Here is a 23364-nt window from a genome sequence, read left to right on the forward strand (position 1 = left end):
TTAGATTCTCCCCATTACACCCAGTCGGGTGTCATTCGGTCGAGTGGCCGAGTACCACAGGGAGACATCGATGGTGAGATTCAGCCGGGTCGCCGCGCACGCGGTTCCGCTGACGGTCGGTGCGCTGCTGCTGACCACGGGGGTCTCGGCGGCGCAGCCGTCCACCGTGGACGCGGCGGCCGCGCGCACCGAAGCGGGCATCAACGCGCTGCAGAGCATCAAGAAGAGCCTGAGCCCTGCGGAGCGCAAGCAATCGAGCCAGCTGGTCGTCGAGAAGCGGTTGCGGGCCGACCGGTCGCTGGCCGCGAAGCTGCCCGAATACCGCTCCGGCGTCGGTGTCAGCACCGCCGGCACCGTCGCGGTCGACATCGCCGCCCAGAGCAAGGCCGTCGCGAACGCCGTCAAGGCGGCGGGCGGCGCGGTCCGGTATGTCTCACCCGACGGCGCGGTCCGCGCCGACCTGCCGCTGTCCGCGCTGGACGCGATCGCCGGCCGGGCCGACGTCGCCGAGGTGAAGCCCGCCGCGCGGGCCACCACCTGGAGCGAGCCGGGCAACCGCGACCTCCGCCAGGCGGTGGCCGCGCAGGCCGCCGCCGCGACGCAGGTGTCCGAAGGCGACAAGGCGCACGGCGCCGATACCGCCCGCACCACCTACGGTGTCAGCGGCTCCGGCGTGAAGGTCTGCGTGCTCTCCGACGGCGTCGACTCCCTGGCGAAGTCGCAGAGCGCCGGCGAACTGCCCGCGGTCGACGTCCTGTCCGGCCAGAAGGGCAGCGGCGACGAGGGCACCGCGATGCTCGAGATCATCCACGACCTCGCGCCGAACGCGACCCTCGGCTTCGCGACCGCGTTCACCAGCGAAGCCAGCTTCGCCGCGAACATCCGCGCGCTGCGCACCACCGGCGGCTGCCAGATCATCGTCGACGACGTCTCCTACTTCGACGAATCGCCGTTCCAGGACACGCAGGTCGCGCAGGCGGTCAACGACGTGACCGCCGCGGGGGTCCTCTACTTCTCCTCGGCCGGCAACTCGGGCAACGCGACCGACGGCACCAGCGGCTACTACGAGGGCGACTTCCGCGCCTCGTCGTCGAAGATCAGCGGCGTCACCGGCACCCCGCACGACTTCGACCCGAGCAGCACCACGCAGAACTTCGACGCGCTTTCGGCCGGCTCGCTCGGCAAGCCGGTGACGCTGTTCTGGTCCGACCCGTGGGGCAAGTCCGCCAACGACTACGACCTGTTCATCCTGAACTCCGCGGGCAGCGTCGTGGCCTCCAGCGAGAACGCGCAGTCCGGTACGCAGAACCCGTACGAGATCGCGTCCGTGCCCACCACCGGCTCCGGCTTCAAGGTGGCGGTCGTCAAGTACAGCGGCGCCGACCGCTTCATCGCGCTGAACGTCATCCGCGGCCGGTTCGTGGCTTCGGGCTCGCTCAAGGCCTTCAGCACCAACGGCGTCACGAACGGCCACTCGGCCGCGGTCAACGCGTTCAGCGTGGCGGCGGCGCCGGCGGCGGGCGCGTTCACCCGTCCCCTGGAGACCGGTGACCCGGCCAACCCGGCCGGCCCGTACCCCGGCCTGTACACGGCGTCGAGCAAGTGGGAGCGCTTCTCCTCCGACGGCAAGCGCCGCGTGTTCTACAACGCCGACGGCACGGCGATCACCCCGGGCAACGTGTCCTCGACCGGTGGCACGGTCCGCACCAAGCCGGACATCACCGCGGCCGACGGGGTCGCCACCTCGGTGACGGGCTTCCAGCCGTTCTTCGGGACGTCGGCGGCGGCCCCGCACGCGGCGGCCATCGCGGCCCTGCTCCTCTCGGGCAAGTCGACGGCCACCCCGGCCCAGATCCGGGCGGCCCTGGTGTCCTCGTCGATCGACCTGGGCCCCGCCGGCTTCGACACGGTGACGGGCAGCGGCGTGATCATGGCCGGCCCGGCGCTCGCCGCGCTGGGCGTGGCGGCGAAGTAAGGCGGTTCTTTCCGAGCGGGGTCCGGCGCGAGCCGGGCCCCGCTCTGTGCCGTGCCGTGCCGTGCCGCAGCGTCTTGAATGACTCATTCAAGACCTCCGACGCCAGGAATGAGTCATTCAAGACACCTGCCGGGGTCCCGCAGGCCGCTAGGGTGGCCGAGTTGGCGGGCGAGCCCGGCTCGGGAACTCTCGCGCAGTCCCATGGGCACAGTCTCATGGGCACAGTCTCATGGGCACAGTCTTATGAGCACAGTCTCATGGGCGCGGTCTTAGGAGGCGGGATGGCGAAAACGGCCGTGGTCACCGGCGCGGGGTCGGGTATCGGGCGGGCCGTGGCGCGGGCGCTCCTCGAGGACGGCTACCAAGTCGCGCTGGCCGGGCGCCGCGCCGATGCTCTCGCCGAAACCGCCGAAGGCTTCGAGAACGCTCTCGCCGTGCCCACCGACGTTTCGGACGAGCACGCCGTCGAGGCGCTCTTCGCGGCCGTGCGTGACCGGTGGGGGCGCCTCGACCTCCTTTTCAACAACGCCGGGATCGCCGCGGGCGGTACCGTCGCCGAGCTGTCCGTCGAGGACTGGAAGCGGACCGTCGACGTCAACCTCACCGGGATGTTCCTCTGCGCGCGGCAAGCCGTGCGGCTGATGAAGGACCAGGATCCCCGCGGCGGCCGGATCGTCAACAACGGTTCGATCTCCGCCCACGTGCCGCGGCCCGCCAGCGTCGCCTACACCGCGACCAAGCACGCCGTCACCGGGCTGACCCGGTCGATCTCGCTGGACGGCCGGGCCTGGGACGTCGCCTGCGGGCAGATCGACATCGGCAACGCCGCCACCGAGATGACCGAGCGGATGGCCGCCGGCATCCCGCAGGCCGACGGCCGGGTGCTCGCCGAGCCGACGTTCGACGTCCGGCACGTGGCCGACGCGGTGCGGTACCTGGCCGGCCTGCCGCTCGATGCCAACGTCCAGTTCCTCACCCTCACCGCGACGACCATGCCGTTCATCGGCCGCGGCTAGGGGATTCGCCGACCAGGGCGGGAAACACCCGTACGGCCGGTGGTCCGGCGTGACTCGGCGGCGGTAGTTTGGCGTGCACCGGAGGGGAGTCCCATGGGAGACATCGCAGGATTCGTCATGCCGTTCGTCGATGGCGGGAGGGTCCGCCGATGAGCGACGGCCCGCAGTTGCGGCAGGTGCAGCACCCGGTGTCCGACGTCGGCGCGGCCGTGGCGTTCTACGCGGCCGCCTTCGGTTTCGCCGAGAAGTTCACCGACGGCGACCGGTACGCCGCGCTGGACGCCGGTGGCCTGACCCTCGCGCTGGTGGGCGCGGCCGAGGATGTCACCGGCGGTGTGCCCGCGGCCTCGATCAAGGTGTCCGATGTGGCCGCGACGCTCGACGCCGTGGTGCGCGCCGGTGGCTCCGTCGTGCGGGCGCCGGAGCAGGGACCCCACGAAACCCGGGCGGTGGTCCAGGACGCCTGGGGCAACGCGGTCATCGTGTACGGCCCGCGCTGATGCGGTGATCCCGGCCGGGATCACCGCACGGTGACTTCTCCGGCCGGGGTCCTCAGCGTTGCCTGCAAGGAAGGTTCCGCCGCCTGCCGCACGGTGACGCAGTCCGTCAGGCCGAGCGCGGCCAGGTGCCCCCGCACCATCGCGGCCTCGGGGTGCGACACGATCAAGGACACCAGGTGGATGCCCTTGGGGGACAGTTCGGCGGCGTACGCCTCGGTCTCCCATTGGACGAGGAACGGAATGACCCGGCCGAACCCCTGCCCCTCCGACGGGACGGCCGCCCGCCAGGCGAGGTGGACACCGTCGCCCCGGTCCCGGGACATGGCCACGGCCGGGTCGAACCGGCACCCGTTCGCGGTGGCGGTTCGCACGGCCTCGTCCAGATCGTCCACCCGGGCCGCCCAGGTGGACAACCGCGGCCGGGTCAGGTCGTCGATCCCGAGCGGGCGTCCGTGCGCCGGATCCGGCTGGTCCGGGTCGGGGCCCAGCACCTCGAAGTACGTCCGCCCGCCGAGATCGGCGAGGTAGTTCCGGGTACCGAGCCCGAGGTGCCGGCCGCCGGGGGAAAGCCGGACCCCGAACCGCCGGTCGAGGTCGTCGACAGCGGATTCGAGATCCGGCGTGGCGTACAGAATGTGGTCGATCATGGCGTCTCAGCCGCCACTTCGTTCAGTTCGGTGGCCGGCGGCGCCTTCTTCGGCACCCGGACCAGGCCGAGGATCGCCACCGCGACCAGCACCTCGACCGCGCCGAGGAGCGGCCACAGCAGCGCGGTTCCCAGTGAGAGGAACAACCAGCCGCCGACCAATGGGGCGACCGTGTTGCCGAGGCCGAAAGCGAACTGGAAACTGCCGATGTAACGGCTCTTCAGCGGGCCGGCACCGACGACCGCGGGGTACGCGAACAGCGACGGGCCACTGATGATCTCGCCGATCGTCCACAGCAGTGTCCCGCCGATGATCACCGCCGGCACCATCGGCAGCCCGTACACGCCGACCCCGATTCCGATGAGGGCAAGACCGATCGCGATCGACAGCCGCATCGGCATCCGCTGCACCACCTTCGTCGCCGGCAGTTCGAGGGCGATCACCACCAAACCGTTCAGCGAAACGGCGAGCGTGTACCAGAAGACGTCCAGCTTGACCTCGTTCACGGTGAGGGGCAGCGTCGAAAGGTATTGCTGGTAAACGATGGTGTGTACGGCAGCCACCAGCAGAAAGACGACGTAGCGGCGGTTTCGGAGCACCGCGAGGTAACCGCCGCGGCCGGAACCGGCGGCGGGGTCGGACTCCACGGGCGCGGATATCGTCCGCACCACGTCCCGGGGTGGCAACATCACCCAGGCCAGCACCGCGTACGCGACGGCGACGATCGCCTCGGTGAGGAAGACCAGCGTGTACTGCTTGCCGTCCAGGTAGTAGAGGGCGAACCCGAGCATCGGGGCCACGGCCGAGCCGACGTTGAGGCCGAACCGCCAGATCGCGAAGATCATCACCTGGTTGTCGGCGGGGGTGAGGTCCGACAGCAGGGTGGAGGAGGCAGGCCGGAAAACCTGCGAGGTGACGCCGACCAGCACACTGGCCAGCAACAGCAGCGGATACTGGTTCGGTACCAGCATGAACGCGATCAGCAGGCCACTGACGCCCATGCTCGCCGCGATCGTGAGCCGCGGCCCGAACCGGTCGGAGAGCACCCCGCCGACGAGCGTGCCCACGACCCCGCCGGCTCCGTACGCGCCGAGGGCGAACACGGCCTGGGCGGTCGAATAGCCGAGCGCGGACACGTAGAGGACCAGGAAGATCACGAGGAAGCCGCTGAGACGATTCACGATGACGCCGAACATGATCGTCTTCGCCGCCGCGGGAGCGTCGCGGAATGTCGCCCAGACGCCTGGTTTCTGCGGATCGGCAGCCGCCGTCATACAACCCCCTTGCGAACCGGCGAGCGAATTTCACCCGCGCCTAGCGGATACTACCGAAGAACGGAGGTGAGGACCCCCTCCATCGCCGCACCGAAACGCGCCGGAAACGCGTGGCCCATCCCGTCCTCATAACGGAGGAAACAGTCGATCCCCCGAGTGCGCGCCCATCCTGCGAAGCTTTCGCACGATGCCACCGATGCCGGGGTCCCACCAGGGAAAATGCAGATTCGGGGCGCGATTGTGCCCACCGGGCCGAGCGGCCGCAGGTTCGGTGCGAACGCCACCGCGCCGGCCGCCGCCACGGCGCCGGTGAGGGTCGCTTCGATCGCGATCCGGCCGCCGGCGCCGAGTCCGGCGAGGACCAGCGGCACCTCCGGGCCGAATTCGGCCCGGGCGGCCCGCGCGACGGTCCGGACGTCGGCGACGGCAAGGTCGGGGTCGCGCCACTCGTGGACGCCGCTGGCGGCCAGCTGCGGTGAGCGCACCAGGAAGGCCGCGCACGAGCCGAGTTCGGCCCACAGCGAGGCGAAGAGATCCGCGGGCGCCGGACCGTTGCCGTGCAAGGAAATGACGATCGCGGACGGCGGCGTGGCCGGCCGGACGATCTCCCAGCTCAGCTCGGCACGTTCCTGCGCCGCCCGCCAGCGCTGCTCCGACCTGGCCCGGACGTCCTGACCGTCGAGCGGCCAGATGGTCTCCAGCGCGGGATCGGCCAGCAGCTGCGGGCTCCACCAGCCACCGTGCTCGGCGGCGTCGGCGAGCAGGCGCAGGCCGGCGTCCGGTGCACCGCGCAACGCCATGACGCCGGCGCGGATGTACGTCGACCACGCTCGCAGTTCGGGGTGCGCGGTCCCCAGTTGCGAGGCCGCCGCGTCGACCTCGGGCAGCGCTCCCTGCTCGTACGCCTCCATCAGCCGGGCGAGGATCCGGTCGGCACGGGAGGTCACGGCTGACGGGCTGCCCACGCGAAAAGTCCCTCCGGGTCGAATTCGGTGCGGATCGCCTCCAGTCGGGCCGCACTCGGACCGTAGACGGCCTCGCGCACGGAGTCGGCTTCGTCGGCGAGGCCCGAGAAATTGAGGTAGACACCGCCGTTGGCGTGCGGCGCCAGTGCCGTCCAGCTCGTCCGGCACCAGCCGAGGATCGTGTCGTCGAGTCCGGTGTCGCGCCACATCGCGTTGACGTTGACGTTGAATTGCGCCGCGCGGTGCGGAAACGCGCTCCGGTCCGCGGGGATGCCCCGGACGGCGCCGCCCATCGTGCGGATCACCAGTTCGGCGCCGGGGCTGGGGCAGCGCGCCTGCCGGTCGAGCAGGGTCCGGATCGCGTCGTCGGTGAGTCCGTCCAGGAAATGGGACTTCATGTAAGCCCGGATCCCCGCGGGTGGGCTGGGCGACTGCTCGTAGGCGACGGTCCCGCTCACGTCGAGCAGCGGGGTGGCGAGCTGACGCAACGGTGCGAGCGCCGCCTGCGCCTCCTCCGGCGGGCCGGCGTAAACCGCGCCGACGCCGACGATGGGGGTGTCTCGCAACTCCTCGGGCACCTGGGGATACGGCGGCATCCCGCGCAGGATCGCCATCGGCGAGACCGTGTCCGGCAAGGCCGCGACCGCCTCGCGCCAGGCCCGCAGCACCGATTCCCCTTGCTCGGAGGAGTAGTACACCTCGGCGTAGGAGACTGTCGGCCCGAGTTCGACGAGGTCGAACTCCATGCTGGTGACGACGCCGAGACCGCGGCCGCAGCCGCGCGCCGCCCAGAGCAGGTCCGGATATTCGTCCGGACCCGCCGTCCGGACCCGGCCGTCCGCCGTCACGATCTCCATCGACCGCAGGTGGTCGCAGGTCAGGCCGTGCGCCCGGGTCAGCATGCCGATCCCGCCGCCCAGGGCGAGGCCCGCGACGCCGGTGCCCATCACGTCCCCGCCCGGCACCGCCAGCCCGAAGACCTGGGTCTCGGCGTCGAGCTTGCCGACGGTCACCCCGCCCTGCACCCGGGCGACCCGGCGCGCCGGGTCGACGTGCACCGCGGTCATCGCCGACAGGTCGATCACGAGCCCGTCGTCGCACACCGCGCTGCCGGCGACCTGGTGGCCACCGCCCCGGACGCTCACCGGCGGCCGGTGATCGGCAGCCACGCACACCGCCTCGACCACGTCCGCCACGTCGGCGCACCGGGCGATCAGGGCCGGCCGGCGATCCACCAGCCCGTTCCACACGCCGCGCGCCTCGTCGTACCCGGGATGCCACCGGTCGACGACCAGCCCGCCGAACCCGGCCTCGAACGCCCGGCGGAGGGCGCGGCCGTCCTCAGCTGTCGACATCGGCCGCGATCCGGGTCGCGACGCAGACGCCGGGCCCCCAGTCCATCAGCAGCACGTGGAAGTCCGGCTCGGCGAAGATCTCCAGCCGGAACTTGTCGACCCGGTCCTTGCTCGGCCGGACGGCCGGATCCCAGCTCGCCGACCAGATGACGTCGTCGCAGACGAACAGGCCACCCGGGGCGATCCGGGACAGGGTCAGCGCCCGCTCCTCGTACTTCGGCACGCTGGCGTCGACGAAGATCAGGTCGAAGAGCGGGCCGTCGTACGCCCGCAGCCACTCGATCGCGTCGGCGTGCACCACCTCGACGCGGGAGTCGCCGGCCAGCATCTCCGTGCTGATCTCCGCCGCTTCGGGATGCACCTCCAGGGTGATCAGCCGCGCTGTGGGGTCCATGCCGTCGAGCAGCCAGCCCGCACCGACGCCGACGCCCGTGCCGATCTCCAGCAGCCGCCCGCCCGGCTTGCTCGCGGCGAGCGCGCGCAGCAGCTGACCCGTGTCGCGGGCGCTGGACATGTGGAAGTCCTCTTCCATGGCCCGCTTCTCGGCGACCTCGACGAGCTTCGGGACCTTCACCAGTTCACTCACGATTCCTCCACGCCGTTTCCGACGCGGCGGCCCGCGGCCAGTGCCCGGCCGCCGCGTACATCGTTCATCCACTCCAGTAGTGGCGGATAAGCCAGGCGAGCACCGCGGTCGGTGCGGATGGCGTGCCCCTCGCCGTCGAGCTCCACGAAGGTGGCCTGCTGGTCCATCCGGTCGAGGTGCCGCCGCACGGCCGGCATCGGAATCCGCTCGTCCAGCTCACCGTGCGCGATGAAATAGCGCTTGCGCAGCCGGTCGGCTCCGAGCGGTTCGCGGTCCTTGAAAGCGAATTCGGCGAACTGGCGCACGCCGGGGTGTGCCGTCCCGGCGAGGTCGTCGTGGTGCAGGAAGCCGCCGAGCAGAGCCACCCCGACGCACCGGTCCGACAGTTCGCCCGCGAGCGCCGCCACGTAACCGCCGTAGCTCATCCCCATGGTGACCACCGGGCCGTCGGCGAGCTCTTCGATCGCCGCGCACAGGTCCGCCACGTCGTCCACGCCGAACCGGACCGGTCCCTTCGGCCGGTACTCGGGCTGGCGCAGCCCGCTGGAGCTCAGGTTGACCCGCACGACCCGCCAGCCCTCTTCGTTCATCGCCCCCGTGAGCGAGGTGAACTCGCCCCACATCGGGACGTGCGGGCCACCGGGGACGAAGAACGCGGTTCCGCGGCAGGTGGCCGGCGGCTCGTGGACCAGGCACGGCAGCAGCTGGTCTCCCCGCCGCACGACCACCGCGCGGACCTCTCCACTCGACGCCGGCGCCAGCAACGACGTGTCGTCGAGGGACCGCAGCGTGCGCGGCAGGGTGGGGGTGCCGACCGCGGCGACGCACGTGCCGTCCGGCGCGGTGGCCACGGACCGGACGGATCCGGCCGTCCCGGGTGCCCACACCGGATCGACGCGCCCGCTCGCCCAGTCCCAGACGTACGGAACGATGTTCGGCCACTCCTCCGCGCAGAGCACGACCCGGGTGTCGTCCAGCCAGGCCGAGGACGGCAGCACGACCTTCCGCAGCGACTGCGGGCTGAGCACCCGGCCGGTCCCGGACGAGAGGACGACGAGCTGGTAGCTGGCGCCGCCGCGGATCACCGCCAGCACGTTCTCGCGGTCCGGTGACGGCGAAAGGTGCGAGACCGTGGCCCCGCGCGGAACGCCGATCTGCCACCCGGGACCGGTCAACGCCGACGTCCCGTCCGGCTTCGTCGTCACCTGGACGAGTTCACCGCCGGCGGTCAGGACGGCCGCGTTGCCCGCCGGGCTGCGGTGCGCCAGGAGCCTGCCGTCCCAGTCGGTGATCCCGGATTCCTCGACGTTCTCCTCGAGCGCGTCCCAGCGACCGTCGCGCAGGGCGAGCTGCCGGCCGTCGTCGGCGTGGTGCTCGTGCCACAGCACGCTCAGCCGGCCGCCGCCCGCCGACATCGGCCGCCGGATCCAGCCGGCCGGCGCCGGGAACTCGGTCCAGCGCCGGGCGTCCGGATCGAACTGTGCGACCCGGCGGTCCCCCCACGCGTCGGTGGAGACCAGCCAGCGGTCCCGGTACCAGCACACCGAGTCCGGCAGATAGTCCACTTGGGACCGCCGGAACGCGTCCGACAGCCCGCTGATGACGGCGTCCGAGCGGTCGGGCAGATCGGCCACCAGCCGGGTCGCTTCCGTCATGGCGTCAGGCCACCGCGGCGGCGGGGTCCAGCTCCGCGGCCACCGCGAACCAGTCTTCCGACTCTTCCTTGCGCCCCAGCAGGTCGAAAGCGGCGCCGGCGCGGGCGGCGGCCAGTGCACCGGGGAAGGTGCCGAGCATGCCCCCCGTCGTGAAGCATTCGAGAGCGCGTTCGTCGTGGCCGGTCATCCACAGCGTGTCGCCCGCGTAGAGCTGCGTGTAGGGGTCACCCGGGTCGAGTTCGAGCAGCCGGCCGGCTGCCGCCTCCGGTTCCATGTCGACGACCATCGCGCGGCCCTTGGAGCTGATGAACGCCTTGAGACTCGCCTCCAGGCTCAGCCTTTCGTTCTGGGCGGCTGCCACTTTCTCCGCCGGGGTGCTCGCCGCGGCGCTCAGCCCTCTGGCGAGGTCGATGGCGAGCTGCATCTTCTCGGCGATGTCCGCCATATCGCGCCGGCGCACCGCGTACAAGGCGAGTGCCCGGTAGGTCCGGCTGATGTACAGGCGGAGGTCGAAGGTGTCCGCCGTGACGCCGTCGATCAGCGCTTGCGCGTCCGCGGCCACCTCGGCGCACTCGTCGAGGTCGCGTTGCCGCCGGCAGTAGTGCGCGATCAGCCGGCCGTAGGCGCTCAGCCGGGTGCCCGGCGGATTTCCGGTGTCCGCGACCAGGCTGTGGAACGGTTGTGCCGCCTTGTCCGGATCGATGACGAGCCCGTAGTACGAGCGGGCCACTTCATAGGTCAGGACGGGGTCGCCGCTTTCGACGGCTCGTTTGCCGAGCGCTTTGGCGGAGACGCTGAACAACCCCAGCACGTTGAGGACCTGTGCCAGGGACGTGAGGGTCGAGACGGAAACGTCGGAGCCGGGCTCGAGCATGGCGCGCAGCTCGGCCAGGAATGGCAGCCCGCTCTCGTCCACCGCGCTCAACCGGTGATCGATGGCGTCGTCCGGGAATGCGGTGTGACCGAGGACGTGCTGACGGAAACCGGGTGGGTAGTACGAGCCGGGCACGAACGGGAGCCCCTCGCCGGAACGGGTGCGGATCAGCTCGAGCAGCAGCGGGATGAACCGCGTGGCCACCGCCGCGTCCGGGTTGCCGTGACCGCGCAGGTAGGGCGACCACAGCTCTCGCCGCCGCAGCACCATCGTCCGGTTGTGGTCGGAGAGTTCCAGCGTGGCCAATGCGGCGTCGTCTGATCGAGGATAATCGGCCAGCGCCGGGCGCCTCTCGGCGGTCGAAGTCATCGTTGGAGATCCCTTCTGCTATTCCAGGTAGCCCGGAGCGACGATGTAGTCGCCACCCGACCGCGGCGTCAGGAACTCCGCCGACGGGATGACCGCCTTGACGACGGCGGTGGAGTTCACCGACGGCACGTCGATGAGCAGCGGTGCGACACCGAAGCGTTCTTCGACGAATGCCGGCAGTTCAGTGGGCGTGATCGCGGCCGGGTCACCCGCCTCGCCCTCGTCGACGGGCTTTTCGAGGTGGCGGAGAAAGGACAGGAACGCCTCCTGGTGCCCGGCCGAACGGGCACCGCGGAGGAATTCGGGTTCGCTCCGGTTGACCGGATTCCCCAGCGAGGCCCGTACCATCACGGCCTCGTGCAACGCGTGCAGCAGCGCGGGCCCCTGCGTGAATCCCGCGCCGGCGCCGAAGGTCGCTTGCGCCCGGTCGTGCCGGCCGACCAGGACCAGCGTGACGTGGATCGGCGCCATTTCACGCACGCCCCAGGCGTGGACGACGAGCTGACGGTCCGCGAGCGCTTTCGCCAGCCCGGGCGGTATCAGTTCGCCGAGCCGCTCGGTGGCGGGCTCCAGCGTGACCGTTCCCGCCCACACTCGCCTGATCGCCAGGCGTTCCAGGCATTCCAGGATCCCGCTGACGCCGGCGACGTCGCGGTCCGGGTGTGCGGCCGTGCCGACCGAACTCTGCCGCCACGGCAGTACGCGCAGCTTCGTGCTCACCCTGCGGAGCAGGGCGACGTCCGCCGGCACGCCGGCCGCCTCACCGGTCGTGGCGCGCCGGGCCGGGACCCAGTCCTCGGCGTCTTCGAGGATTTCGTGCGGGGTGAACAGGGAAAGGCCGCGCTCCACTGCCTCATCCCGGGAGATGACCAGGAGCGGACCGTTTTCGATCAAACTCGCCCGCTCGGTGGCCTCGCCGTGGGCCCGCACCATGGCCCGTTCGGGCACGTCGTCGCAGGCTCCACCCGCGAAACGACCGGACCGGGCGTCCACGTGATCCAAACCGAGGTACAGCTGATCATCGAGAATCGGCGTAGCGCTCACCGAAAGATGCTCCGTTCTGACGGACGGACAGGTCTCTTCACGAGACCTGTCCGTCCGCGTTCAGTTCGCTGTGGTTGACGCCCACTCGGGCGGAATTGCGCTTTTTGCCATGCTCAAACAACCCTTCGGCCGCACGACACCGAAAGGTTCGATGGTCATCACGCGCAAGAACGTATCGAAAGCATGCCAGGGATCAGCTGGCTACTCGACAGGCCCCTCCAGATAAGCCCGAACAGGTCATCGGCGAGCTGTTCCTCTTAGTACGAGGTGCAGAGAAGAACGGGGAAGTCCTGCGTGTCCTCGACGATGTCCAGCTCAAACTCGACCATTTCAATCCTCCGAAAGGTGAATTACCTCTGATTGATGGTTCAAATTTTGCGATTTCCGCCCCAGTCCCCATGCGACTCGGAACCGAGCCGTGATCGCTCCCCGATGCTAGCAGGATCTCTCTCAGAATGCCAAGGTAACGTTGCTGCATGTGCCATTCGGGCTAATTGCACGCCGCTCATGGGTGCTAATTTGGATCGCTTGATCGGCGCGGGTCGTCTCAATTGATCATGGTTTCCTGTTGTGTGTACGTAGGTATCCGGTCGTTGGCTCGCTATAGTGAGCACCATGATCGACGGGGATGCACGTGCAGATGATCCGGAACTTCTCGCCGAAGCGCGTTACCACTCTTATGTTGTATTGTCGGGCAAATTCGCAGATCTTACCTGAAATTAACAAGGGACGGGTCGATGGTGAGCACGGTCGAGCGGTTGAACCGCTACGCGAAGCTGGCAGTCGAGGTCGGCGTGTGTCTCCGGCCAGGTCAGGACCTCTTGGTCGAGGCGGCGGTGGAGCACGCACCGCTCGCCCGCAGCGTGGCACGCGCGGCGTACGCGGCAGGCGCCCGTTACGTGGATGTCCTTTACAACGACCAGCAGATCCTGCGCGCGCAGGTGGAGTTCGGTGCCGACGAGGGCCTGGGCTGGGCCGCGCCCTGGCAGGTCAAGCGGCTCGAAGACGCGCGGCGCGGGCACGCGTGCCGCATGGTGATCGTCGGCGACCCGGACCCGAACGTGATGGCGGGCTTGGACGGCGGCCGGGTCGCCCGCGCGGACGCGATCGACGTCCGCAAGGAACACCTGCGCGGCATCAACGAACGCGCGGTCGCCTGGTCGATCATCGCGTGCCCGACCGAAGGGTGGGCCGAAGCGTTGTTCGGCGAACCCGACGTCGATCGGTTGTGGGGGCTGATCGAGCGAGCGGTGCGGCTGGACGAGCCGGATCCGGTCGCGGCTTGGCAGGAGCACATGGCGCGGCTGGAAGCGCGTGCGAAGGCCATCACCGAGCGGCACTTCGACGCCATCCGGTTTCGCGGACCCGGTACCGACCTGACGGTCGGCCTGTTGCAGGCCGCGCGCTGGGGAGCCGCGGTCTTCGAAACGGAATGGGGGCAGAAGCACCTGCCCAACCTCCCGACCGAGGAGATCGGCACGGTCCCGGACCTCCGTCGCGCCGACGGCGTCGTCCGCGCCACCCGCCCCCTCTACGCGGGCGGCGTCGAGGTGCGGGACCTGGCCCTGCGCGTCGCGGGCGGCCGGGTGGAGGAAGCGAGCGCGTCCGCCGGTGAGAAGACGATCCACCAGCTGATGGCCAGGGACGAAGGGGCGACCCGGTTCGGCGAGGTGGCCCTGGTCGACGCGACCTCGAGGGTGGGCAGGCTGAACACGCTCTTCCGGACCACGCTCCTCGACGAAAACGCGACGTGTCACCTGGCCCTCGGCAACGGCGCGCCGTTCGCGGTGGAGGACGCGCCGGCGAACGACCCGGTGGCCCTGAGGGAAATAGGTATCAACCAGTCCAGCATCCACCTGGACTTCATGGTCGGCGGTCCGGAGGTGGAGGTGGACGGTATCGAGCCGGGTGGCACCGCGGTTCCGCTGGTGCACGGCGACGAGTGGCAGCTGGATGCCTGAAAGCCGCGCCGCGGGGGAAGACCGGCCGCTGCTGCAGCTCAACCACTGTTACGGCGTGCTGGACGCGGTGACCGCCGACGCCGTCGAGGCTTCCGAGTACCTGCGGACGTTCGCCGGCTGCCACCTGCGTACCACGACCGACGACAGCCGGACGTGGACCGGGCGGTACCTGATGGGCCGGGCGACGTACCTGGAGCTGTTCAAGGTCGGCGACGTGCCCGGCCAGGAAGCCGCGCTCGGTTCGGCGGGGGTGGGCCTGTCCGTGGAGCGCGCGGGCGAGCTGCGCACGGTCGTCGACCGGCTGCCGGCGCTCGGGGTGCCCACGCCGGTGGAGCACCGGCAGCCCCGCGATTTCGGCGACGGTGTGGTGGTTCCCTGGTTCCGGGCCGTGTACACCGGCCAGACCTACGACGCGTTCCGGGCCTGGGGGATGGAGTACGAACAGTCGTATTTCGCCGACTCACGCAGCAAGAGCGGGCCCGCGGCCGACGCGGGCGATGTCAGCCGTGCGCGCTACCTCGACGGCTACCCCCGCCCACAGCACCTGCGCGACCTCACCGCGGTCAGGGTCGCCGTCACCGCGAACGACCTCGCCGACAGCGTGCCCCTGCTGCGGGCGGGCGGGTACACCGTGCGGGAAAGACCCGGCGGCGTGGACGCCGAGGGCGACGGTACGGTGCTGCGGTTCGACGCGGTGCCGCGCGCGGCCGCCGGGCTGCGTCAGGTGGACATGGCACTGCTCGCGCCGATGTCCCGGGCGCACAGCGAAAAGATCGGCAACTCCACCCTCACCGTCGGCCCCGGCCCGCGCGCGGTCTGGACCTTTCCGCCCAACGCGTGACCAGGATCCCCGGCGATCAGCAGCTCACGGAGTGACCGGCGCCGGGGTCGCCGTCCAGCTGGCCAGGAGCCGCAGCTTCTCCTCGGACGGTGACCCCGTGTCCGCGCTGTAGACGATGACGCTCTGCCCCTGGCTGTCCGGCAGGTGCAGCGTCTGCCAGTTGAGCGTCAGCTCGCCCACGGCCTCGTGGAAGAAGCGCTTGACGCCGTTCTGGTGCTCGGCCACCCGGTGCTCGGCCCACAGCTGCGCGAACTCCGGTGACCGCGTGCGGAGCTCGCCCGCCAGCCGGGCCAGTGCGTCGTCGGCGGGACCGGACCGCAGGACGGCGACGACGTCCGCGGCGATCCGCGCCCAGTCGCGGTACACCACCCGGGCCCGCGGGCTGAGGAACATCCACTTCGCCGTGTTGCGGTCCGCCGGCGGCATCGCCTCGAAGTCGTCGAGCAGCGCCTTGCCCGCGTGGTTGATCGCGAGCACCTCCAGGTGCGGGCCGTGGATCACGGCCGGCACGGCCAGTGCACCGATCATCGACCGCAACGCGGGCCGAGCGCGGGGCAGCGCGGGCGGGGCGTGGCGGCCAGGTTGCAGCAGCGAGCGGAGGTAGCGGGTTTCGACGTCGTCGAGCCGCAGGGCCCGCGCGATCGCGGCCAGCACCTGGCCGGAGACGTTCCCGGCGCGCCCCTGCTCCAGCTTGACGTAGTAGTGCACGCTGACCCCGGCCAGGCTGGCGACCTCTTCGCGGCGCAGCCCCGGCACGCGCCGGCTCGTGGCCGGGTCGGGCAGGCCCACGTCCTCGGGGGAGAGCGCCGCCCGCCGCGAGGTGAGGAAGCCGCGCAGTTCGTCGCCGGTCGTCATGATCGGATTATCACCCCGCGAACCCGCTGCGGGACAGTTCCGGGTGGTACTGGCAAGGCCACCACCGGCCTTCACCGGGCGGCGCGGACCGGCCGTAATGGAAAGCGTCCGATCACCACGTTCTCCCGGAGCCGATCATGCCTTTGCCCGCTACCCCGCCGCAGGACCCCGAGTCGCCGTTCGCATCCATGCGCGGGCACCACACCGGGATCCGCTACCCCGACTTCGAGGCGGCCCGCTCGTTCTGGGTCGACACGATGGGCTGGCGCGTCCTGCAGACCTGGCCCTACGGCGACCTGACCCTCGCCTACGTGCTGCCGCCCACCCAGGACGACTTCCACCTGGAGATCCTCGGTGGCCCCGGTGCCGCCGCCCAGCCGCGGTTCGGCGACGTCGACGCGAGCCTGGCCGTCAACGGCTACAACCACGTCTGCCTGTCGGTGGACAACGTCGACGAGACCCTGGCCGAGCTGCGCAAGCGCGGCGTCGAAATGGTCAACCCGCCGTTCGAGATCGCCGACATCAGCGCGCGGCTCGCGTTCTTCCGCGATCCGTGGGGCAACATGTTCGAGCTGTCCGAGCGCGTCGGGTGAGCCACCGAGGCCGCCGCCGGGTTCGCCCGGCGGCGGCCTCCGGGGTCTAGTGCCGCAGCCAGACCGCCGTGTCCGTCGGCAACTCGGTCGACACCGGGCCGCTGGCCGCCAGGATCTCGCCGTCGGGCAGCGGGACCGGCGCCGGCGAGAAGTTCAGCGCGAAGGTGAACCCCCGCCGGAACGCCAGCACCCCCTCACCCAGCGAGAGCCACTCGAGCGGACCGGTCGGCAGGTTCCGCCGCAGCCGCAGGCCGTTGCGGTACAGCGACAGCATCGACGCCGGGTCCGCCGCCTCCGCCTCGGCCGTGTACGCGCGCCACTCGGCAGGCTGCGGCAGCCAGGCCCCGCCGCTGCCGAATCCGAACGGCGGCTCGGTGCCGGACCACGGGATCGGCACCCGGCAGCCGTCCCGGCCCGGGTCGGTGCCGTGGGTGCGGGCGAAAACGGGGTCCTGGCGCAGCTCGTCCGGGATGTCCAGGACCTCCCACAACCCCAGCTCCTCGCCCTGGTAGATATACAGCCCGCCGGGCAAGGCGAGCGTCAGCAACGCCGCCGCCCGCGCGCGCCGAGTGCCGAGTGCGCGGTCGACCGGCAGTTCGTGCAGCCGGTTCGCGAACGAGAAACCGGTGTCGCCCGGCCGGCCGTAGCGGGTGACGTGCCGGGTGACGTCGTGGTTCGACAGCACCCACGCCGCCGGGGCGCCGACCTCGTCGTGCGCCTTCACCGTCCGGTCGATGACGTCGCGGAACCGGCTGCTGTCCCACGGGCAGACCAGAAAGTCGAAGTTGAACGCCGAGTGCAGCTCGTCGCGGCGCAGGTACCGCGCGGCCCGCGACATGTCCGGCAGCCACATCTCGCCGACCAGCACGCGCTCGCCCGCGTAGCTGTCGGCGATCTTGCGCCACGACCGGTAGATCTCGTGCAGCCCTTCCTGGTCGGAGAACGGCGTCTCGTCGCCGTCGTCGACGTCGGGCAGGTGCGGGTCCTTGACCAGGCCGTCGGCGACGTCGATGCGGAAGCCGTCGACGCCGCGGTCGAACCAGAACCGCAGCACGTCCTCGAACTCCGTGCGGATCTCGGGGTTGTCCCAGTTGAAGTCCGGCTGGCGGGAGCTGTAGAGGTGCAGGTACCACTCGCCGTCCGGGACGCGCGTCCACGCGGACCCGCCGAAGCGCGACTTCCAGTTGTTCGGCGGCTCGCTGCCGGCCGGGCCGCGGCCGGGCCGGAACCAGAACCGCTGCCGCTCCGGCGAACCCGGGCCGGCTTCGAGGGCGGCCCGGAACCAGCGGTGCTCGTCGGAGCAGTGGTTGGGGACGACGTCGATGATCACCCGGATGCCCCGGGCATGGGCCTCGGCGATCAGGTCCTCGGCCTCGGCGAGGGTGCCGAACAGCGGCTCGATGTCGCGGAAGTCGGCGACGTCGTAGCCGCCGTCGTCCATCGGCGACGGGTACCACGGCGTGAACCAGATCGCGTCGATCCCCAGGTCGGCCAGGTGGTCCAGCCGGGCGCGGACGCCGGCGAGGTCGCCGACGCCGTCGCCGTTGCCGTCCGCGAAGCTGCGGATGTACACCTGGTAGATCGCCGCGCTCCGCCACCAGCCGGTCTTGTCGGTCACGAAAGTGCCCCTCCTGAGTCGTTGTGACAAGGTCAGCCCTTGATGCTGCCGGCGGTCAGCCCGGCGAGGATCTGCCGCTGGAACGCCAGGAACAGGGCCACCATCGGCAGGCTGGCCAGCACCATCCCGGCGACGAGCACGTTGAGCGGCATGTCGATCGCCACCCGCTGCAGCATCACCGAGAGGGTCTGCTTCCCGGTGTCCGGGAACACCAGCAGCGGCCAGATGAAGTCCTTCCACGCGGCGACCACCGCGAGGATCGACACCACGGCCAGGATCGGCCGCGATATCGGCAGGATGATCCGCCAGAGCGTGCGCACCGGCCCGGCGCCGTCGATGCGCGCCGCTTCGATCAGCTCGTCGGGGATCTGGTCGAAGAACCGTTTCAGCAGGTAGATGTTGAACGCGTTCGCCGCCGCGGGCAGCCAGACCGCGGCCGGCGAGTTGATCAGGTTGAGGTGCAGCAGCGGCAGGTCCGTCACCGTCACGTACGTCGGGACGAGCAACGCGGTGGCGGGCAGCATCAGCGTGGCCAGCATCAGCCCGAGCACGACGTTGCCGAACTTCGGCCGCAGCTTCGACAGCGCGAACGCGGCCGGGACGTCGATGGCCAGCTGCGCCAGCCACGCGCCGCCGGCGACGATCAGTGTGTTGAGGAAGTACTTGCCGAGGTTCAGCTGGTCCCAGGCGTCGGCGAAGGTTTCCGGGTGCCACTCGTGCGGGACGAGCGTCGCCGGCGTCTGCGCCAGTTCCTGCGGGGACTTCAGCGCGCCGGTGACGACCCAGTAGAGGGGGAACAGGAAAGCGAGGACGAAGACGAGGAGCGTGCCGGTGAAGACGACCGCATAGACGGCCTTGCCGCGCGGGCTGCGCAGCGCACCGGGCGAGACGAGAGTCCTCATGACCGGTCCGCCTTCCGCGTCAGCCGGACGTACCACGCCGAGAACACCCCGAGCGCCACGAACAGCAGCAGGCTCATCGCGCTGGCCGAGCCGAAGTCGTTGTAGACGAAGGCGTAGCGGTAGAGCAGGAGAAGCACGGTCACCGTCGAGTCGTCCGGGCCGCCGCCGGTCATCACGTACGGCTCGGTGAACACCTGCATGGTCGCCACGACCTGCAGCAGCAGGAGCACCAGCAGGACGAACCGCGTTTGCGGGAACGTCACGTGCCGCAGGCGTTTCCACAGCCCGGCGCCGTCGAGCTCCGCGGCTTCGTAGAGCTCGCCGGGGATGGTGCCGAGCGCGGCGAGGTAGATGAGCGTGGTGCTCCCCATGTTGGCCCACGTCGAAACGAAGACCAGGGACAGCATCGCCGTGCCGGACGAATCGAGCCATTGACCGCCGGGCAGGCCGGCCGCGCCGAGCGCGGAGTTGAACAGGCCGGGACCGGGGTCGTAGAACCACTTCCACATCAGCGCCGTCACGACCGGCGGCAGCATCACCGGCAGGTAGACGGCGAGCCGGAAGAACGCCTTCGCGTGGCGCAGCTCGTTCAGCAGCACCGCGGTCAGGAACGGGACGGCGAAGCCGAAGACCAGCGCGAGCCCGGTGAACAGCAGGGTGTTGCGCCAGGCGACGCCGAAGAGCGGGTCTTCGAACAGCTTCGTGAAGTTGTCGAAGCCGACCCAGGTGGGCGGGTTGACGAAGTCGACCTGCTGGAAGCTCAGCAGCACGCCGCGGACGATCGGGTACCAGGAGAACAGGGCGAACACCACGAGTGCGGCGCAGAGCAGGCCGTATGCGGTGAGGTTCTCCTTGAGTTTGCGCCGGAGTCTTGTGCGGTTCGCCGGTGTGGCGGCCAGGCGCCCGGCCCGCGACGGTTTCGCCGCGGGCCAGGCGAGCAGGCTACTTGACCTGGGCGAGGACACTGTCGACCTTCGACGCGGCGGACTTCAGCTGCTGCGCGATATCGGCGTTCTGGTCGGTGAGCACGGCCTGCATGACGCTGTCGAGCGCGGCGTAGATCTGCTGGGCGTTCGGCGGCTCGATGCTGCCCTTGATCCGGCTCGTGGTGTCCACATAGGACTTGTAGTTGGCGGCGGGGACGTTGGCGTACTTGGCCTTCAGTGCCAGCTGCTGCTCGCGAACGGCGCCGGTCCAGACATCGGGGGTCGGCTCGGCGGGCAGGCCGACCGGCTGCTTGCCGTCGACGTACTGCTGGATGTGCTTCTCGAAGCGGTCCGGGTTGAGGTACTTCCACTGGATCCACTCGAGGCCGGCCTTGACCTTCTCCGGCGAGGCCTTCGGGTTGATCATGTAACCCTCGCCGCCGAGCAGGGTGCCCTGGCCGCCGGGCATGCCCGCGATGCCGTAGTCCTCGTACTTGCCGGTGAACTGCTTGACGAGCACCGGGACGTTATCCGGGGCGGCCATGTACATGCCGAGCTGGCCGGCGCCCATCATGCGCTGGACGTCCTGGGCTTCCAGGAGCTGCTTGGCGCCCATGGAGTTGTCGGTCCAGCGCATGTCGTGCAGGTATTGCAGGGCCTGCTTGCCTTTCTCGTTGTCGAAGTCGGCGGCCCACTTGTCGCCGTCCTTGCGGGCGATGTCGCCGCCCATCGAGTAGAGCCAGCCGGTGAGGTGCCAGCCGCCCTGGTTGTTCTTGCTGTAGTCGGCGTACCCGACGACGCCGTTGCCGAGCGCGGAGATCTTCTTCGCGGCTTCGCGGACTTCGTCCCAGGTCTGCGGCGGCTTGTCCGGGTCGAGCCCGGCCCTCACGAACAGCGGGCGGCTGTAGAGCAGGCCCATCGTGTAGTTCATGGTCGGCAGGCCGTAGAGCTTGCCGCCGGCGTCGCGGAAGGTGTCCAGCAGCTCGGGCTTGAGGTCGTTGACGTGCGGGACGCTCTTCGCGGCTTCGGTGATGTCGGCGGCCTGGTGCCGGGCGATGATCTGCGCCGGGTCGGTGAAGTAGACGTAGTAGACGTCTTCGAGCTGCCCGCCGGCGAGCTTCGCGGAGAACGTCTTCGGGTCCATGAAGCCTTCGTGCGGATCGATGTCGATGTTCGGGTGCGAAGCCTCGAACTCCTTGACGTCGGCGTCGAACACGCTCCGCTCGAACGGCTGGCTGGTCGGTGGCTGCCCGGTGACGGTGATCTTGACCTTGCCGCCGGCCTGGGTGCTTTCGCCGTCCCCACAAGCGGCGACGCCGAGGGCGAGACCACCGGCGGCGAGCAGGCACAACGTTCGGCGGGAGACGGTTCGGGACCAGGTACTGCTCATCTCAAGCCTCTTCTCGGGGTCGCGACGGCTGTCACGTGATTGCGGTCACTCTAAAGTGGGAGACCGGATCACCGCAATAACCCGACGAGAATCTGCAACTTACGAACAGTCCCGCACCGGGCCAAGCGCCCCAATGTGGCCTTCGGTGCGTCAGACGCACCGAAGGCCGCCTTGGGTGCGTCAGACGCACCCAAGGCCACATTGGGGCGCTTGGGTGTGGGCATGCGGAAGGGCGCGACGGCTGGTGAGCCGTCGCGCCCTGGGGTCGTGGGTCAGGCGATGCGGCGGGCGGTGGACCCGCGGACCACCAGCTCCGGCGCGAACAGTAGCTCCTCGGCGGCCACCTCGCCGCCGTTGATCCGCTTGACCAGCAGTTCCACCACCGCGCGGCCCATGGCCTCGATCGGCTGGCGGGTGGTCGTCAGGGGCGGGTCGGTGCAGTTCATCAGGGCCGAGTCGTCGTAGCCGACCACCGAGATGTCCTCCGGCACCGACAGGCCCTGCCGCCGGGCCGCGCGGACCGCGCCGAGCGCCAGCAGGTCGCTCGCGCACAGCACCGCCGTCGCGCCGCGCGGGTACAGGCGGGCCGCCGCCGCGTGGCCGCCCTCGATCGAGAACATCCCGTGCTCGACGAGCTCGTCCAAGACCGGCAGGCCCAGCTTCGCCGCGTAGGACCGGAACGCTTCGAGCTTGCGGCGCGAGGGCACGTGGTCGGACGGGCCCAGGACCAGGCCGATCTTCTCGTGCCCGAGCGAGCTCAGGTGCCCGACCACCTGCTCGACGGCCACCGCGTCGTCGCACGAGACCTGGGGCAGGCCGAGGTGGTCGACCGCCGCGTTGATCAGCACCGTCGGCAGGCGGCGCTCGACGAGGTGGTGGTAGTGCGAGTGGAGCGCGTCCGCCTGCGCGTAGAGGCCGCCGGCGAACACCACGCCCGACACCTGCTGCTGCAGGAGCAGCTCGACGTACTCCGCCTCCGACACCCCGCCCGCCGTCCGCGTGCAGAGCACCGGCGTGAACCCCTGCTGGGCGAGGGCGTTGCCCATGATCTCGGCCAGCGCCGGGAAGATCGGGTTCTGCAGCTCCGGCAGCACCAGCCCGACCAGGCGGGCGCGCTCGCCCCGCAGCTGGGTGGGTCGCTCGTACCCCATCACGTCCAGCGCGGTGAGCACGGCGGCCCGGGTGCTGGCGGACACCCCGGACCGGCCGTTGAGCACCCTGCTGACCGTGGCTTCGCTGACCCCGACCTGGCGGGCGACTTCGGCAAGGCGACGCGTCATGGCTGAAACTTTACAGCAATTGAGCGCAAAAGCATGACGGCCTACTTCGTCACGAGCCGGTAGCCCAGCCCGCGGACCGTGCGCAGCAGCACCGGATTGGCCGGGTCGTTCTCCACCTTCGCCCGCAGCCGGGCGACCGCCGCGTCGACGATCCGCGAGTCGCCGACGTAGCCGTAGTCCCAGACCCGCTTGAGCAGCACCTGACGGCTCAGCACCTGGTTCGGGTGCTCGGCGAACTCGACGAGCAGCCGGATCTCCGTCGCGGTCAGCGCCAGTTCCTCGCCGCCGCGGGTGACGCACATCGCGGCGGCGTCGATCTCCAGCCCGCCCACGCGCAGCAGGCCGGCTTCCGGAGCGGCCGGTTGCGCGCGGCGGCCGATCGCCTTGATCCGCGCGTCGAGCACGCGCGGCTCCGCGGGCTTGACCACGTAGTCGTCGGCGCCGCACTCGAGCCCGGCGACGACGTCGATCGGGTCGCCGCGCGCGGTCAGCAGCACGATCGGCAGCCGGCTGCGCGCGCGGATGCGGCGGCAGACCTCGAAGCCGTCGATGCCGGGCAGCATGACGTCGAGGAGGACGAACTCGGCGTCGCCGAGCGCGGTCAGCGCGTGCTCGCCGGTGGGGGCGTGGACGACGTCGTGGCCCAGCGCGCCCAACGCCAGCGAGAGTGCTGATGCAGGGCACGGCGGCCCGGCGGTTCCGTGCGGAACCGTCGAGCCGCCGTGCCGGTTCGTCACC

General features: G+C 70.4%; 21 protein-coding genes. 6 read left to right on the plus strand and 15 right to left on the minus strand.

Going from position 1 to position 23364, the window contains the following annotated elements; translation table 11 throughout:
* Positions 1–70 precede the first annotated feature (70 nt).
* The 3 genes from ACLJQF_RS41350 (at position 71) to ACLJQF_RS41360 (ending at position 3491) form a co-directional block, all read left to right on the plus strand.
* Positions 71–1975, plus strand: coding sequence for a S8 family peptidase (locus ACLJQF_RS41350; protein WP_410615760.1), 1905 nt, complete (start codon positions 71–73; stop codon positions 1973–1975).
* A 281-nt stretch (positions 1976–2256) separates the two neighbouring features.
* The gene (locus ACLJQF_RS41355) at positions 2257–2991 is read left to right on the plus strand and encodes an SDR family oxidoreductase (RefSeq protein ID WP_410615761.1); all 735 of its coding nucleotides are present in this window, start codon (positions 2257–2259) and stop codon (positions 2989–2991) included.
* Between the two features lie 149 nt (positions 2992–3140).
* Positions 3141–3491: a VOC family protein gene (locus ACLJQF_RS41360; RefSeq protein ID WP_410615762.1), complete on the plus strand. Its 351-nt coding sequence runs from the start codon at positions 3141–3143 to the stop codon at positions 3489–3491.
* Between the two features lie 20 nt (positions 3492–3511).
* Here ACLJQF_RS41360 and ACLJQF_RS41365 read toward each other — a convergent pair whose 3' ends face one another.
* The 8 genes from ACLJQF_RS41365 to ACLJQF_RS41400 are packed head-to-tail and all read right to left on the minus strand — an operon-like array spanning position 3512 to position 12260.
* The gene (locus ACLJQF_RS41365) at positions 3512–4138 is read right to left on the minus strand and encodes a VOC family protein (RefSeq protein ID WP_410615763.1); all 627 of its coding nucleotides are present in this window, start codon (positions 4136–4138) and stop codon (positions 3512–3514) included.
* Positions 4135–5412: an MFS transporter gene (locus ACLJQF_RS41370; protein ID WP_410615764.1), complete on the minus strand. Its 1278-nt coding sequence runs from the start codon at positions 5410–5412 to the stop codon at positions 4135–4137. Before ACLJQF_RS41370 ends, ACLJQF_RS41365 begins: the two co-directional genes overlap by 4 nt.
* Before the next feature lie 50 nt (positions 5413–5462).
* Positions 5463–6359 carry a hypothetical protein gene (locus tag ACLJQF_RS41375; RefSeq protein WP_410615765.1) on the minus strand — a complete coding sequence of 299 codons (897 nt, stop codon included), beginning with the start codon at positions 6357–6359 and terminating at the stop codon, positions 5463–5465.
* Positions 6356–7732, minus strand: coding sequence for an FAD-binding oxidoreductase (locus tag ACLJQF_RS41380; RefSeq protein ID WP_410615766.1), 1377 nt, complete (start codon positions 7730–7732; stop codon positions 6356–6358). The genes ACLJQF_RS41375 and ACLJQF_RS41380 overlap by 4 nt, the downstream gene beginning before the upstream one ends.
* Positions 7719–8318, minus strand: coding sequence for an O-methyltransferase (locus ACLJQF_RS41385; RefSeq protein WP_410615767.1), 600 nt, complete (start codon positions 8316–8318; stop codon positions 7719–7721). Before ACLJQF_RS41385 ends, ACLJQF_RS41380 begins: the two co-directional genes overlap by 14 nt.
* Positions 8315–9973 (minus strand): hypothetical protein, encoded by a 1659-nt coding sequence (locus tag ACLJQF_RS41390; RefSeq protein WP_410615768.1) that lies wholly within the window; start codon positions 9971–9973, stop codon positions 8315–8317. Before ACLJQF_RS41390 ends, ACLJQF_RS41385 begins: the two co-directional genes overlap by 4 nt.
* Positions 9974–9977: 4 nt before the next feature.
* Entirely contained in the window at positions 9978–11216 is a 1239-nt protein-coding gene (locus tag ACLJQF_RS41395; RefSeq protein ID WP_410615769.1) for a hypothetical protein, read from the minus strand.
* Between the two features lie 18 nt (positions 11217–11234).
* Positions 11235–12260, minus strand: coding sequence for a YcaO-like family protein (locus ACLJQF_RS41400; RefSeq protein WP_410615770.1), 1026 nt, complete (start codon positions 12258–12260; stop codon positions 11235–11237).
* Between the two features lie 737 nt (positions 12261–12997).
* Here ACLJQF_RS41400 and ACLJQF_RS41405 point away from each other — a divergent pair.
* Positions 12998–14221 carry an aminopeptidase gene (locus ACLJQF_RS41405; RefSeq protein ID WP_410615771.1) on the plus strand — a complete coding sequence of 408 codons (1224 nt, stop codon included), beginning with the start codon at positions 12998–13000 and terminating at the stop codon, positions 14219–14221.
* The gene (locus ACLJQF_RS41410; protein ID WP_410615772.1) at positions 14214–15062 is read left to right on the plus strand and encodes a DUF5829 family protein; all 849 of its coding nucleotides are present in this window, start codon (positions 14214–14216) and stop codon (positions 15060–15062) included. Before ACLJQF_RS41405 ends, ACLJQF_RS41410 begins: the two co-directional genes overlap by 8 nt.
* A 24-nt stretch (positions 15063–15086) precedes the next feature.
* On the opposite strand, the gene ACLJQF_RS41415 is transcribed toward ACLJQF_RS41410, so the two are convergent.
* Complete coding sequence (locus ACLJQF_RS41415) at positions 15087–15917, minus strand: helix-turn-helix transcriptional regulator (RefSeq protein WP_410615773.1); 831 nt, start codon at positions 15915–15917, stop codon at positions 15087–15089.
* Positions 15918–16054: 137 nt separating this feature from the next.
* Here ACLJQF_RS41415 and ACLJQF_RS41420 point away from each other — a divergent pair, with 137 nt between their 5' ends.
* Entirely contained in the window at positions 16055–16510 is a 456-nt protein-coding gene (locus ACLJQF_RS41420; RefSeq protein ID WP_410615774.1) for a VOC family protein, read from the plus strand.
* Between the two features lie 46 nt (positions 16511–16556).
* Here the strand turns inward: ACLJQF_RS41420 and ACLJQF_RS41425 are convergent, their stop codons facing one another.
* The 6 genes from ACLJQF_RS41425 to ACLJQF_RS41450 form a co-directional block, all read right to left on the minus strand.
* A complete protein-coding gene (locus ACLJQF_RS41425; protein WP_410615775.1) occupies positions 16557–18128 on the minus strand; it encodes a glycoside hydrolase family 13 protein in 1572 nt (523 codons plus the stop codon).
* 32 nt (positions 18129–18160) lie between these two features.
* Positions 18161–19030: a carbohydrate ABC transporter permease gene (locus ACLJQF_RS41430; protein WP_410615776.1), complete on the minus strand. Its 870-nt coding sequence runs from the start codon at positions 19028–19030 to the stop codon at positions 18161–18163.
* Positions 19027–19995 carry a carbohydrate ABC transporter permease gene (locus ACLJQF_RS41435; RefSeq protein WP_410615777.1) on the minus strand — a complete coding sequence of 323 codons (969 nt, stop codon included), beginning with the start codon at positions 19993–19995 and terminating at the stop codon, positions 19027–19029. The genes ACLJQF_RS41430 and ACLJQF_RS41435 overlap by 4 nt, the downstream gene beginning before the upstream one ends.
* The gene (locus ACLJQF_RS41440; RefSeq protein ID WP_410615778.1) at positions 19973–21346 is read right to left on the minus strand and encodes an ABC transporter substrate-binding protein; all 1374 of its coding nucleotides are present in this window, start codon (positions 21344–21346) and stop codon (positions 19973–19975) included. Before ACLJQF_RS41440 ends, ACLJQF_RS41435 begins: the two co-directional genes overlap by 23 nt.
* 272 nt (positions 21347–21618) lie before the next feature.
* Positions 21619–22626 carry a LacI family DNA-binding transcriptional regulator gene (locus ACLJQF_RS41445; RefSeq protein WP_410615779.1) on the minus strand — a complete coding sequence of 336 codons (1008 nt, stop codon included), beginning with the start codon at positions 22624–22626 and terminating at the stop codon, positions 21619–21621.
* A 41-nt stretch (positions 22627–22667) separates the two neighbouring features.
* On the minus strand, positions 22668–23363 hold the full coding sequence (locus ACLJQF_RS41450; RefSeq protein WP_410615780.1) for a winged helix-turn-helix domain-containing protein: 696 nt from the start codon (positions 23361–23363) through the stop codon (positions 22668–22670).
* Position 23364 lies beyond the last annotated feature (1 nt).

Source organism: Amycolatopsis sp. lyj-109, from assembly GCF_046548995.1.
Lineage (GTDB): Bacteria > Actinomycetota > Actinomycetes > Mycobacteriales > Pseudonocardiaceae > Amycolatopsis.

Excerpts from the sequence above, each read along its gene's own strand:
- ACLJQF_RS41390 (WP_410615768.1), bottom strand. The coding sequence starts at position 9,973 with ATGACGGAAGCGACCCGGCTGGTGGCCGATCTGCCCGACCGCTCGGAC.
- ACLJQF_RS41360 (WP_410615762.1), top strand. The coding sequence starts at position 3,141 with ATGAGCGACGGCCCGCAGTTGCGGCAGGTGCAGCACCCGGTGTCCGAC.
- ACLJQF_RS41405 (WP_410615771.1), top strand. The coding sequence starts at position 12,998 with ATGGTGAGCACGGTCGAGCGGTTGAACCGCTACGCGAAGCTGGCAGTC.
- ACLJQF_RS41355 (WP_410615761.1), top strand. The coding sequence starts at position 2,257 with ATGGCGAAAACGGCCGTGGTCACCGGCGCGGGGTCGGGTATCGGGCGG.
- ACLJQF_RS41350 (WP_410615760.1), top strand. The coding sequence starts at position 71 with ATGGTGAGATTCAGCCGGGTCGCCGCGCACGCGGTTCCGCTGACGGTC.
- ACLJQF_RS41410 (WP_410615772.1), top strand. The coding sequence starts at position 14,214 with ATGCCTGAAAGCCGCGCCGCGGGGGAAGACCGGCCGCTGCTGCAGCTC.
- ACLJQF_RS41415 (WP_410615773.1), bottom strand. The coding sequence starts at position 15,917 with ATGACGACCGGCGACGAACTGCGCGGCTTCCTCACCTCGCGGCGGGCG.
- ACLJQF_RS41430 (WP_410615776.1), bottom strand. The coding sequence starts at position 19,030 with ATGAGGACTCTCGTCTCGCCCGGTGCGCTGCGCAGCCCGCGCGGCAAG.
- ACLJQF_RS41445 (WP_410615779.1), bottom strand. The coding sequence starts at position 22,626 with ATGACGCGTCGCCTTGCCGAAGTCGCCCGCCAGGTCGGGGTCAGCGAA.
- ACLJQF_RS41365 (WP_410615763.1), bottom strand. The coding sequence starts at position 4,138 with ATGATCGACCACATTCTGTACGCCACGCCGGATCTCGAATCCGCTGTC.
- ACLJQF_RS41420 (WP_410615774.1), top strand. The coding sequence starts at position 16,055 with ATGCCTTTGCCCGCTACCCCGCCGCAGGACCCCGAGTCGCCGTTCGCA.
- ACLJQF_RS41380 (WP_410615766.1), bottom strand. The coding sequence starts at position 7,732 with ATGTCGACAGCTGAGGACGGCCGCGCCCTCCGCCGGGCGTTCGAGGCC.
- ACLJQF_RS41395 (WP_410615769.1), bottom strand. The coding sequence starts at position 11,216 with ATGACTTCGACCGCCGAGAGGCGCCCGGCGCTGGCCGATTATCCTCGA.
- ACLJQF_RS41370 (WP_410615764.1), bottom strand. The coding sequence starts at position 5,412 with ATGACGGCGGCTGCCGATCCGCAGAAACCAGGCGTCTGGGCGACATTC.
- ACLJQF_RS41440 (WP_410615778.1), bottom strand. The coding sequence starts at position 21,346 with ATGAGCAGTACCTGGTCCCGAACCGTCTCCCGCCGAACGTTGTGCCTG.